This is a genomic window from Salinibacterium sp. TMP30, from assembly GCF_038397785.1.
Classification (GTDB): Bacteria; Actinomycetota; Actinomycetes; order Actinomycetales; family Microbacteriaceae; genus Rhodoglobus.
In genome coordinates, this window is record NZ_CP151642.1 from 542,936 (window position 1) to 555,358 (window position 12,423).

Annotated in this window: 12 protein-coding genes, 1 tRNA gene and 1 riboswitch; all 13 genes read left to right on the forward strand. The window is 61.4% G+C overall.

Annotated features, from left to right (window positions below):
• The 13 genes from tmk (at position 1) to AADH44_RS02730 (ending at position 12,414) form a co-directional block, all read left to right on the forward strand.
• Positions 1-630: a dTMP kinase gene (gene tmk, locus AADH44_RS02670; protein WP_341953919.1), complete on the forward strand. Its 630-nt coding sequence runs from the start codon at positions 1-3 to the stop codon at positions 628-630.
• Between the two features lie 9 nt (positions 631-639).
• Positions 640-1,806, forward strand: a complete 1,167-nt coding sequence (locus AADH44_RS02675; protein ID WP_341953920.1) for a DNA polymerase III subunit delta' — start codon at positions 640-642, stop codon at positions 1,804-1,806.
• The gene (locus AADH44_RS02680; protein ID WP_341953923.1) at positions 1,803-3,407 is read left to right on the forward strand and encodes an alpha/beta hydrolase; all 1,605 of its coding nucleotides are present in this window, start codon (positions 1,803-1,805) and stop codon (positions 3,405-3,407) included. Before AADH44_RS02675 ends, AADH44_RS02680 begins: the two co-directional genes overlap by 4 nt.
• 16 nt (positions 3,408-3,423) lie before the next feature.
• Entirely contained in the window at positions 3,424-4,989 is a 1,566-nt protein-coding gene (locus AADH44_RS02685) for an alpha/beta hydrolase (RefSeq protein WP_341953924.1), read from the forward strand.
• A 79-nt stretch (positions 4,990-5,068) separates the two neighbouring features.
• Positions 5,069-5,144, forward strand: a tRNA-Thr gene (locus AADH44_RS02690).
• A 41-nt stretch (positions 5,145-5,185) separates the two neighbouring features.
• Complete coding sequence (locus tag AADH44_RS02695; RefSeq protein ID WP_341953926.1) at positions 5,186-5,971, forward strand: lysophospholipid acyltransferase family protein; 786 nt, start codon at positions 5,186-5,188, stop codon at positions 5,969-5,971.
• A gap of 37 nt (positions 5,972-6,008) precedes the next feature.
• On the forward strand, positions 6,009-6,185 hold the full coding sequence (locus AADH44_RS02700) for a hypothetical protein (protein WP_341953928.1): 177 nt from the start codon (positions 6,009-6,011) through the stop codon (positions 6,183-6,185).
• A 291-nt stretch (positions 6,186-6,476) separates the two neighbouring features.
• Positions 6,477-6,553: riboswitch (cyclic di-GMP riboswitch) on the forward strand.
• Between the two features lie 247 nt (positions 6,554-6,800).
• The gene (locus AADH44_RS02705) at positions 6,801-7,931 is read left to right on the forward strand and encodes a GAF domain-containing protein (RefSeq protein ID WP_341953930.1); all 1,131 of its coding nucleotides are present in this window, start codon (positions 6,801-6,803) and stop codon (positions 7,929-7,931) included.
• 205 nt (positions 7,932-8,136) lie between these two features.
• The gene (locus tag AADH44_RS02710) at positions 8,137-8,997 is read left to right on the forward strand and encodes a hypothetical protein (protein WP_341953932.1); all 861 of its coding nucleotides are present in this window, start codon (positions 8,137-8,139) and stop codon (positions 8,995-8,997) included.
• 47 nt (positions 8,998-9,044) lie between these two features.
• Entirely contained in the window at positions 9,045-10,469 is a 1,425-nt protein-coding gene (locus AADH44_RS02715) for a D-alanyl-D-alanine carboxypeptidase (RefSeq protein ID WP_341953934.1), read from the forward strand.
• Positions 10,470-10,492: 23 nt separating this feature from the next.
• Positions 10,493-11,077, forward strand: coding sequence for an isochorismatase family protein (locus tag AADH44_RS02720; RefSeq protein WP_341953936.1), 585 nt, complete (start codon positions 10,493-10,495; stop codon positions 11,075-11,077).
• Positions 11,070-11,612 (forward strand): hypothetical protein, encoded by a 543-nt coding sequence (locus AADH44_RS02725; RefSeq protein ID WP_341953938.1) that lies wholly within the window; start codon positions 11,070-11,072, stop codon positions 11,610-11,612. Before AADH44_RS02720 ends, AADH44_RS02725 begins: the two co-directional genes overlap by 8 nt.
• Before the next feature lies 1 nt (position 11,613).
• A complete protein-coding gene (locus AADH44_RS02730) occupies positions 11,614-12,414 on the forward strand; it encodes an RNA methyltransferase (RefSeq protein WP_341953940.1) in 801 nt (266 codons plus the stop codon).
• The last annotated feature ends 9 nt before the right edge of the window (positions 12,415-12,423 follow it).

Consider the following 12,423-nt stretch of genomic DNA (forward strand, 5'->3'; position numbering starts at 1 on the left):
GTGCCCGGACTTTTCATCACACTTGAGGGCGGCGACGGTGCGGGCAAGACCACCCAATCAAAGCTCCTCGTGGAATGGCTTGAAGATGCAGGACACACTGTTGTTGTGACCCGCGAACCCGGCGGCACCGACCTGGGTAGTGAGCTCCGCGAAATCGTGTTGCACCGCCGCGGCGACATGGATCCCCGCGCCGAAGCACTCATCTACGCGGCAGACCGTGCTCACCACATCGCAACAGTGGTGCGGCCAGCACTCGAACGTGGCGAGATTGTCGTTCAGGATCGCTACATCGACTCATCGGAGGCCTACCAGGGTGCCGGGCGAGTGCTCGGAGCAGACGAAGTGCGCGACCTCTCACTCTGGGCAACCCGAGGGCTGTTACCCGACGTCACGGTGCTGCTCGACCTTGACCCCGCCGACGGCCGCAAACGCCTCGACAGTGCACGCACCCGCTACGATCGGCTCGAAGCGGAGAAACAAGAGTTCCACACTCGAGTGCGCGACGCTTTCCTCGAACGGGCCGCGCAAGAGCCCGATCGAATCCTTGTGGTGGATGCCGCGCAAGACGTCACGGAGATCGCCACCGCGATCCGTGAGCGCATCCAGAATCACCTACCGCAGCCCGCTTAGACTGAACGCATGTCGTTGTGGGAGGGCCTAACCGGCCAAGCTGAGGCGATCGCCATTCTCGAGGCTGCCGCGTCATCGTCGGCATTGGGGAGCACCGACGAATCGTCGATGACCCACTCGTGGCTCATCACGGGTCCCCCCGGTTCTGGCCGTTCGAACATTGCCTACGCCTTTGCTGCAGCCCTGCTCGGCACTCGCGGTGACGAAACAGAAGAGTCCGTGTTCAAGCAGGTTATGGCTCGTACGCACCCAGATCTGGGTGTGCTCAGCACTGAACGCGTCATCATCTCAATCGACGAAGTGCGCAAGCTCGTTTCGTCGTCACAATTTTCTCCCTCTGTTGGCCACTACCGCGTCATGATCATCGAAGACGCTGACCGAATGGCCGAACGCACCTCGAACGTACTCCTCAAAGCGCTCGAAGAGCCGCCGCCCCGCACCGTCTGGATCCTGTGCGCCCCCAGCGAAGCAGACCTCATCCCCACCATCCGATCGCGCGTGCGTTGCGTGCGACTTCGCACCCCAGCGATCGCCGATGTTGCTCAACTCTTGCAAGACCGCGATGGTGTTGCCCCCGATATTGCCTTGCGTGCCGCGCGCGAAGCTCAAAGCCACATCGGCATGGCGCACCGCCTGGCCACCAATGCGGATGCCCGCGAACGACGCGAACGCACGCTCACCACAGTTTTGGAGATCCGCACCGTCGCTGACGCCGTAATCGCAGCCACGACTCTGCTTGATCTGTCGAAAGCGGATGCCACAGCCCTCACCGAAGAACGGGACGCCCAGGAACGCGAAGCTGCGCTGCGCTCGCTCGGGGTCGCCCCCGGCGGAACCATCCCGCCGGCGTTGCGGGCCCAGCTGAAAGCGATGGAAGAGGACCAAAAACGGCGCGCGACCCGGGGGCTGCGCGACGGGATCGACCGCATCATGGTTGATCTCCTCTCGTTGTACCGAGACATTTTGTTAACTCAGATTGGCGCTCCGGGAGAACTCATTAACCTCAGCATTCTCAACAACATCAATGCTGTCGCCGCCCGCACAACACCGGTCGCGACGCTGGCAATCATGGATGGCATTGCTGAAGCGCGCCGCCGCATCGAGAGCAACGTTGCTCCTGCGCTTGCGCTTGAAGCGATGCTCGTGAAAGTTGTTGTTTCGGGACGCGGCGTATGAGCCGCACCCGCCGCGCTGTCCGAGCCATCGCAGCCCGCATGCACCGCTCTGCCAGCCGCGCCGGCCGCACGCGCGGTCGTCTCTTCGGCGTGACCTCAGCCGCGCTTGCTGTCTCTCTGCTGCTTAGCGGTTGTGTTTCGTGGTTCATGCCGTCGGCATCCAGCATGACGTCGACGCCCACCGGTGAAGCGGTGGCTCCGGGGCTTGAGCGTTTCTACCAGCAGGTGTTGGAGTGGGCGAACTGTGGCGACGCTGTGCAGTGCTCCACGGCGATTGCACCGGTCGATTGGGAGAACCCCGATGGTGACACAATCGAGCTGGCGCTCGTTCGCCAGACTGCGCGCGGCAATGACCGCATCGGTTCGCTGCTGGTGAACCCGGGTGGTCCCGGTGGTTCCGGTTTCGATTTTGTCGCGGATAGCGTGGATTACGCCACGAGTGAGGCCCTGCAGTCACAGTTTGATGTGGTTGGTTTTGATCCTCGTGGGGTGAACCGTTCCACGCCGGTGTCGTGTTATTCCGATCCGGCGGAGCTCGACGAGTACATTTATGGGATTACACCGGGGGAGAAGGGTACCGACGAGTGGATTGCTGCCGCCACGGAAGTGTCCGCCCAGTTCGCTCAGCGATGCCTCGACGAAACGGGCCCATTTTTGGGCTTCGTTGACACTCCGAGCGCTGCACGCGACCTGGATATGCTTCGGGCTGCTCTGGGGGACACGACGCTGAACTACCTGGGTTACTCCTATGGAACGTTGCTGGGGCAGGTGTATGCGGAGTTGTTCCCGGAGAAGACGGGAAGGCTTGTGCTTGACGGTGCGGTCGACCCCGCGGCATCCGAATTTGAGGCGACGAAGGCTCAAGCCCAGGGGTTTGAGCGTGCGCTGAATGCGTTTTTGGTGGACTGTGCTGGCGCGAGCGATTGCCCTTTCACTGGATCGACCGAGCAGTCGCGCACCCTGATTCGCACGTTGTTGGATCGTCTCGATCAGAGCCCCCTCGGCAATGCTGATGGCCGCAAACTGGGCAGCGCGACGATGTTCACGGCGATCATCCTGCCCCTGTATAGCCAAGACAATTGGGCGTACCTGCGGCAACTTTTCACCACGGTGTTGCAGGGCGACGCAAGCATCGCATTCGATCTCGCTGACAGCTATAACGGCCGTGGGCCGGATGGTGCGTATCTTGAGAACCAGACTGAAGCGTTCATTGCGATCAATTGTTTGGATGCTCGACAGCCGGCGGACAACGACCGGATGCGTGAGCAGGCTGCCAAGCTTGCGGTCGCGGCTCCGATATTTGGTCCGCAGATGTCGTATGGCGAACCCGGTTGCGCTAACTGGCCGGTAGAGGCGAAGCGCGAGCGGGTGGCGATCGCGGCCCCGGGCGCTGCCGACATGCTGGTGATCGGCACGACGAATGACCCCGCGACTCCCTATGAGTGGGCTCAGAAGGTGGCCGACAATCTGGATAGCGGGCACCTCATCACGTATAACGGTGAGGGTCACACGGCGTACAACAAGTCGAATGCGTGCGTAAATACGGCGGTGGAAGACTTTCTGCTGAAGGGCGTGGTTCCGGGCGCTGACCCGAACTGTTAACCGCTAGGCTCGGGCCGTGAACTCCGTCCACTCCGCCCCCAGAACCCACGCGCGCAGACTCTATCTGGTGGTGCCTGCCCTCGCGCTGACCGTGCTGTTAAGCGGTTGCGTGAACATTCTGGGGTTGTTCGGCGATCGATCTGAACCGACCGGTGAATCGGTGTCAGCTGAGCTTGCCCCGTATTACGAGCAGGTGCTCACTTGGGTTGACTGTGGCGATGGTGCGCAGTGCGCTGAGGCGACTGCGCCAATGGATTGGGCGAACCCGACGCCGCAGACGGATATCACTCTTGCGTTGGCTCGTCATACGGCAACCGGCGAAAGCTTGGGGTCGCTGTTTGTGAATCCGGGTGGTCCGGGCGCTTCCGGGTATGACCTCGTGCATGACGATGTCGATTTTGCGGTGAGTGAGACTCTACGGGAGAACTATGACGTCATCGGGTGGGATCCTCGCGGTGTTGGCCGTTCGACGCCGGTGACGTGCCTCGACGATGAGGGCCTTGACGAGTTCATTTTCGGGATTCCGGATGCGCCGATCGGCAGCGATGCGTGGCTTGCGGAGAGCGAAGATGCTGCGATCGGGTTCGGTGAGGCGTGCTTCACGAACACTGGGCCTGTCTTGCAATTCATCGATACGCAGAGCACGGTCCACGATCTTGACATGTTGCGCGCGATTGTTGGCGACGAGAAGCTGCAGTACTTGGGCTATTCGTATGGCAGTGATATTGGTTCGTATTACATCGAGAACTTTCCCCAGAACGTGGGCCGCATTGTGCTCGATGGTGCGACGGACTCGTCGATTTCGGTGTTTGAGGTGGGCCGTGTGCAGACGGCGGGGTTCCAGCGCGCACTCGAAAACTACTTGGCGGCGTGCCCCACATTGTTCGATGACTGTCCGTTCACGGGCGGTGTGGATGACGCACTGACGACCATCCGCGAACTTTATGATCGCTATGACGCGACCCCGGTGGCTGCCCCCGATGGCCGCATGATGGATGCCGGTGTCATCGATATTGCGATGAGTACGGCCCTCTATTCTCAGGAGTCGTGGCAGTTTCTCAATGACCTCTTCTCGGAGGCTGCTGTCGACGAGACGGAGACCGCGTTCTTCCTGGCTGATTTCTACTACAGTCGCGACGTTGATGGAACCTACACTGACAACTCGCTAGAGGCATTTATCGCGATCTATTGTGTCGACTATCCGGTAGAAGCTGACCCGGCTGTGTTGGTGAAGCAGCAGGAGCTCATGCGTGAGGCGTCACCGACGACCTACCGAGACTTCCCTCCGACCGGTGACCTCACGTGCGTGAATTGGCCGTACCAGTACATCGGGCCCGGCATTACTGAACTAACCGGTGAGGGTGCTCCCCCTGTGTTGATCGTCTCGACCACTGGCGACCCGGCGACCCCCTACGAGTGGGGTGTTGCGTTGAGCAAGCAGCTGCAGAGCGCGCAACTCATCACCTACAACGGCGAAGGTCACACCGCTTATAACGGTGGAGTGACCTGTGTAGATGATGCTGTCGACAACTATTTTGTCAGCGGAACGGTGCCGGATGCCGACCCCAACTGTGGTGCCTAGACTCACGTTCGCGGCGGGGGTGAGCGAACCCGAAAACTTCGGCTAAGCTTTCTTGCTGTGCCTCATGCAAATGTGGCCGGCCGCCTTAGCTCAGTCGGTAGAGCATCTCACTCGTAATGAGAAGGTCGTCAGTTCGATTCTGACAGGCGGCTCCATTCAGCGGCAAACTCCCATGCCAGTCTCTTAAACTGAGATCATGAAGTACCGCAACGAGCCGATCTACACCGCAGCGATCGGTGCCGGTCGCGCCATGTTCGGTGCCCTACGGGTGCGCCGTACCATCATCGGGGCCGAGCACTTACCCAACGAGGGTGGGGCCGTGATCGCCATGACCCACTTTGGGTACCTAGAATTTGCCCTTGTCGAGTGGGCGACGTGGCTCCACAACCGCCGCCGCATCCGTTTCATGGCGAAGAAGAGCGTGTTCCAGAAGCGAGTGGTCGGTTCGTTCATGCGCAATATGAAGCACATCCCTGTCGATATGAAGGCGGGAGCCAGCGCCTACGCTGCCGCCGTCACGGCCCTGAAGTCGGGTGAGCTGATTGGGGTATTTCCCGAAGCCGGGGTGAGCGCGTCGTTCACCATTCGCGACTTCAAGACCGGTGCTGTGCGCTTGGCGGCAGAAGCCGGAGTGCCACTCATTCCGCTGGCCTTGTGGGGCGGGCAACGCCTCATGACCAAGAACCGCAAAATCTCGTTGCGTGAGCGCGTTGGCGTGCCCATCATGATGGTCGTCGGCGAGCCAATCACGGTGACGGCGGCGGATGACGCGACGGCAGCCACGGCGCGACTGAAGGCGGCCATGGAAAGTCTTCTTGAGAAAGCGCAACAGGCTTACCCGCTCAAGGGCGCTGGCCAGTGGTGGCAGCCGCGTCACCTCGGGGGCACGGCCCCGACCCCAGAGGAGGCGGCCGCAGCCGACGCTGAGCGTGAGTTGCGGCGGGCGCAGGTGCCTCGCAAGGGGCGGGTAGAAGCCCAGTGAGCTTGCCGCTGACGGGCCGTGAAGCAACAATGAAGCCATGGTCACTACTTCGGCAACCGGGCAGACGATCGGCCTCACGCAGGATCAAATGGATGAGCTCGTTGACGAACTCGGACTCACGACAGTGCCTCCCTTTAACGAAGGGAAGACGGTCATCCGGTTGGGTGGTAGGCGTTCCCTAACGGGGCAGCCAAGGGCTCCGTTCCCTCGCTGAAACCTTGTGCACTCGCGGATCTCGGTCTCGAAACGCTCATGCCCATCGACCAGGGCGGCGTGAGTATGAGCCTGCGCTTCCCAGCTGGGCGCGGCGAAGCCCTGGTAAGAGACGTGGCGCATGAACTGGAGAGCAAGATCATCGAGTACGAACCCTGACTCTTCTTGAGGGTTGCACGCCCGAACGGGGGTCGTTGACGCGGTAGGCGGCACCCGTCCGGTCTGCTTAGGATTGAGTTAACCAATGACACGCGACCGCGGCTCGACTCCACAGAGAGGGCCGCGTTCTCTCTCACCGAAATGGCATAACCGGCGTGAGCCGGCGACGCAAAGCCACGGGACCCCATAAGGGTCAGCCGGGCTGCCGAACTGAAGAGCAGTACTTTTTATGCGCAAAAAACTCCTCCATCGAGCTGCAACCGATCCCGGCCCCCCGGCCTCGATCGAAGCCTCCGAGAATACCAAGACGCAGACCCCCGACGCGGTTAACTCAACCAGGGGTGCCGTGCGGAGATGGGTATCCGCGTCAGTTATGCGCGCAGGTGTGGCAGCAGGGGAGAGGCGCACCCAGGACCTTCCGCGACCCTCCGACCACCCGAGCGGGCACGCCCGAGGCGTGAACAGCCAACGCCTTCTCGTGGTGGGGTCTGGACCGGCGGTTGGTTGGGGAGTCACCAGCCATGAGCTGGGCCTGCCCGGTGCCCTCGCACGAGCGCTGTCGGATCTCACCGGTTTCGGCTGCACGGTGGATGTCATTGCGGACCCAAGCCTGACCCCGGCGGGCGTTGTTGCCGCAGTGGAATCTGTTTCCGGTGATCGCTATGATGCCGTTGTCGTCACGGTCGGAGTGAACGACGCCCTGTCCCTTACCCCTCCCGCTGAGTGGGGTATGCGGTTGCGCGAAATGGTGGCGGGCCTCAAAACTAATTTTCCAGCGGAATCGCCTCTCTTCATAGTGGGCATCCCCCCGATCCATTCCATCCCCCTCTTCAGCGCCAGAGTCAGTGCCGCGGCCGATACTCACGCCCGCCGGCTCAATCAAGTGACTCTGAATCTGACTTCTCTTGAGCCCCGAACCGTGTACCTGCCCCTGCTGGCTGCTTCGGCGCACGATTATTCGGTGAAGAATAGCCGACACCGTACGGCACACGAATATACGCGGTGGGCGTCACAGCTGGCCCATCAGATGGTGCCCCACCTTGTCGGTGGCCCACGTGATGCGCGCGAAAATGGCGCACCGGCACCGGGGGATGAGGAGAAGCGTCAGCACGCTGTCGACCACCTCTATCGCGCTGCTCTGCACAAGGACCTCGGCCTAATCCTTGACAGGATTACATCCATGGCCAACAGGGCTTTTCACACGCAGACGGCGCTTCTCACCGTCCTCGGCCCTGACTTTCAATGGAATCTCGCCCATTCCGGTCCGAATTTGGGGGAAGTGCCCCGCCACCTCTCTTTGTGCGACACCACGATCCAATTTGGGGACGTCCTCGTCATCCCTGACACGCTCGCGGACGCACGGTTTCGCGACAACCCGCTGGTCACGGCAGGCCCACGCATCCGCTTCTACGCAGGATTCCCCATAGAATCACCCTCAGGTGAACGGATCGGCGCTCTCTGTGTCATAGACACTCAACCCCGTCGCCGACGCGGCGATATAAATGAGCCCCTAATTCGGGAACTGGCCCTCATGGCGCAGCGCGAACTGTGGCAGCACCTCGGTGACGACGGATCAGCTCCTGCCTAGCTGGGCCTAGGCGCCAATCCGCAAAACCGGGCCACGCCCCTGTCCCCCAAAGAGCGGATAGACCCGTCACCCAGACCCCCCTTTAACGGGTATTTCCGCATGTTTCCGGGCTTTTTCTCTTGCGCACCTGTGACTTCACACCTAGTTTTGGGCTTAGGACGCAGGGGGAACCGCGTCCGATCATTCGTCTGGGGGGCGATTTTTCATGGGGAGAGTTCCGTTCTTAACGGCGGCATTTACCGTCGTACTGGTGGGGGTAGTTCCTTTCGTCGGGGGAGGCGGACCGGGTCTCACTGACATCGCCACCGCAAACTCGGTGGCACGTTCACCGCTGTTCGCATCCACGGCTACAGGCCCGATCGAACAATCAACGACGGCTGTCGCAATCGCGAGTGTTGAACGAATCACCGAAGTATCACTCGCCGCAGAACTCGCGGCACAAGCCAAGGCACTCACGATCGACTCCGAGCACCTCGCGCAGAAGGCGGTGCCGAAGCCGAAGCCCATCGTTGTTGCGCCCGTTGGCGGTGGCAGTGCATCCGTCGCGCAGATTCGTGCGGCCTACGCAGCAGCCGGCCAGTCCTGCCCGGGCAACGTCGGTGGTGGTGTCTCTGGTGCACCCAGTCGCAGCTCAGCGCAGGGAGTACCCGGAACCACATCGGGCGACCTCTCCTCTTTCGCCTACGCGTACAACTCGATCCGCGTTTCCAACTGTTTGCAGCCAATTCCGCTGTCGAACTTCCGGTATGACTCGTGCATGGAAGATCGCCTGTTCTGGATGGCCGAATCACCCAGTTCAAACCCTCTAGACGGTTGGGGTCACAACGGCACAGCGCGCTCTGACGGCGTTCCGGCGTGGGGTTGCGATGGCAACCTTGCCGGTGGCTCCGGCAACAGCGGTGCGACCGTTGCGTCTAAATGGTGGGAATCGGGAGCGCATCGCGCATCCCTATACCGCCCGGGTGCCAGTATCGGCGGGGCGTGCATCGCCTTCGCCATGACCCATGGAGGTATCGACGAACCGTACGGCTTCACCCGTGCAGCAGCGCGGTGGACTTGGTGCTAGGCCACACATGCAGGCGCTGATCTCGGGCATCCGGGTACTATAACCGGGTGACCGAATCAGCTGACAGTGAGCCGAACGCACCGGGCGGAATACGAGCGCTGGTAGCCAAACACCCCACCGCAGTCGCGGTGGTAGTTGCGGCTGTCGTGTTTGTACTGCTGGCAGTAGCCGCAGTTTTCGCCGGAATTTCGGTTGGCTCCGCTAACTCGGCAGATGATGTCACCCCAGACGAAGTCACTGCTGAGCGGCGGAGCCAACCGGATGCTACCCCCGCCGCCGTGTCTGTGCGCACGTGTTCGGTAGAAAATCTTGCCTCCGTCGCAGCGTTCCCCTCTTTGGTTGGTGTAGTGACGGATGTCGCTACAGGCGACGTGCTGTGGAACCGTTCAGCAGATCAACCGGCAAGCCCCGCCCACATCGTTACCGCGCTCACCGGTGCTGCCGCGCTTCAAGCTCTCGGCCCAGACACACGCATCAGCACAAAAGTGATTGACGGTTCAACGCCCGGATCGATCGTGCTTGTCGGCGGTGGCGATCCGACGCTCGCAACCACAAACGCTTCGTTCTACCGTGATTCCCCACAGATATCGAGCCTCGCTTCGCAGGCGATGACACGCTATGAAGAACTCCATCCCGGTGTTCCCATCACCCAGATTGTGTTGGACTCCACACTCTGGAGCACCAGCGATGCCTGGGATTCGAACTGGCCCGAGCGCGAACGCACCGGTGGCTATCATTCCTCGGTGACCGCCCTCATGATCAATGGCGACCGTGCCGACCCGACTATCGCGATCAGTCCGCGTGGCACCGACCCTGTGCAGTCTGCGGGAGAAGCATTCGCGCAGGCTGCCGGCCTGCCCGCTGTCAGCTTCTCCCTCGGTGCAGCAGTCGGCAGCACAGTATTGGCCGAGGTGAAGTCGCAACCGGTGAGCATCCTCGTGGAACAGATGCTGGTCAGTGGTGACGACTCGCTTGCCGAATCTTTGGCGCGCCTTGTCTCCAAGAAGTTTGGTCTCAACGGTTCAGCGGCTTCTCTGAGTCAAGCAATTCCTAGTGCGCTGACGGATGCAGGGCTCACGGAGGGCGGAACAATCACCATCACCGACGGGTCGGGCCTCAGCCCCAAGAACCAGGTTCCGCCGCTGTTCGTTGCACAGTTCATGTCTGAGGGTGCCTCAGGCGCCGGCGCGATCGCCGCTGCCGTTGCGATGCTTCCGATCGGGGGCGAGAGTGGCGACCTCTACAACCGCTTCGAGGGTGATGCTGCTGTGGCATCCGGGCAGCTTGCGGCAAAATCGGGGTGGACCAATCAAGAACACTCCCTCGGAGGAGTCGTGAATACCCAAGATGGTACTGAACTTGCTTTCGCTTTTTACGCAATTGGTGAAGGAATTTCGCAGGATGCGCGCACCGCGATCGACAACCTTGTGGCCGGTGTCTTTGCGTGTGGCAATAATCTCAGCAACTACTAGACAGACCGCTCTACACTTGGGTCGTGGTTGCTGCACTGTTCATCATCGACGTTCAAAATGACTTCACTGAGGGTGGCGCTCTCGGTGTTGCAGGTGGTGCTGCCGTCGCAGCGAATATCACCAACTTTCTGTGGGCAAATGCGGACCACTACTGCGTGATCATTGCCTCCCGCGACTGGCACGATGCTCACAACGACAACGGTGGCCACTTTGCGACGGACGCCGAACCCAACTTTGTTGATACGTGGCCCGTTCACTGTGTGGCCGACACCTATGGCGCGGAATATCATGCGGCGCTCAACACTCAGCAGATCGGCACCCATGTGCTCAAGGGCCAGGGGGTTCCCGCGTATTCGATCTTTGACGGAATCACCGATGACGGGGAAGCTGTGCCTGCGCTGCTTGATCGTCTCGAAATCGAACGCATCGACATTGCGGGTCTTGCCACCGACTACTGCGTGCTGGCATCTGCAATGGATGCGGTTGCCACCGGCAGAACCGTGACGGTACTCACCGATCTGATTGCCGGCGTCGCACCCGAGTCGAGTGCAGCCGCGCTCGAAACGATGACAAAGGCCGGCATCACGCTTGTGCCCGGCGATGAGTGAGGTTGACGAGCTGAGGCTCCCCGGCTTCATCGCCGAATCTGAGGTGCTGCCCCCGAGCAAAAATTTGGGCCTGCGTCTGCTTGCCCTGCTCATTGGTTTAGGGCTGTTGGTCGGCGTTTCTGTGGCTGGTGGTGCTGCACTACTCACCATGATTTGGCCCGATCGGGCGGGCATGTGTGACGCATCGGCGGGGCCCTGTAACGACCTCACGGTTGAGCAAATCGCCCAGTTCTCCGCGATCGACTTGCCGGCGTCTGCCACGATCGATGACGCCCAATACGCCCAGGTTGAGAGCAGCGGGTTGCTCTTTGCCACGGTTGTGCTTGCCGACGGTGATACGGACCCTCTCCGCAGCGTCGACTATCGAGTGTCACCGTCACTGCCGTGGGCCTCCGAGGTTGATGCGCTCATGCTCGACAATCTGGTGCTGTATGAGGGCGTCGAATCGGTTACCGGTCCCGGCTTCGAAGCAGCCAGTGGGCAACGCGCCGACGGCCGCACCGTGATTCTCATCCGCGTCTCGCGAGCAATCTAGCGTGCCCGTCATCCCTGTCGCTGAGCTCAGCGATCCGCGTCTCGCCGACTATTCCCACCAGACCGATGTCGCCCTGCGTAAAGCGCAAGGCACCGAACATGGGCTCTACCTTGCCGAGTCTGCGCTCGTGCTCCGGCGGGCACTGCGCTCCGGTCACCGTGTGCGTTCGGTTGTGGCTCTCGACACCTCCGTCGACGAGATTGTCGAACTCGTGGGCGACGACGTGCCTATCTTCACCGGCGATGGTGCGTTGCTGGCCAAACTGACCGGCTACGAGCTGCACCGTGGTGTGATCGCGTCGATGCATCGGCCGCCGCTGCCCACCCCTGAAACTCTGATTGCGGATGCTCGCCGCATCGTCATTCTGGAGAACGTTGTTGACCCCACCAATGTTGGTGCCATCTTTCGGTCGGTCGCCGGCATCGGGGCGGATGCGGTGCTCGTCACCGAGCAGTGCTCTGACCCGTTTTACCGCCGCGCGATCCGTGTCTCGATGGGAACCGTGCTGCAGGTGCCGTGGACCCGCATCGGCAACTGGACCGACACTCGCGCGCTGCTCACGGCATCCGGATTTCAGATTGCCGCACTTGCTCTCGAAGACGGTGCGGTGTCACTGCGCGACTATGCAGCTGATGCTCCCGAGCGAGTTGCGCTAGTGCTCGGCACCGAAGGCCACGGCCTCACTCGCGAGGCAATCGAGGCTGCGGACACGATCGTGCAGATCCCGATGCGCCACGGCATCGACTCGCTCAACGTTGCCGCGACAGCGGCGGTCGCGATGTTCGCGCTCGCGGTCGACTAGCGGCCGGTG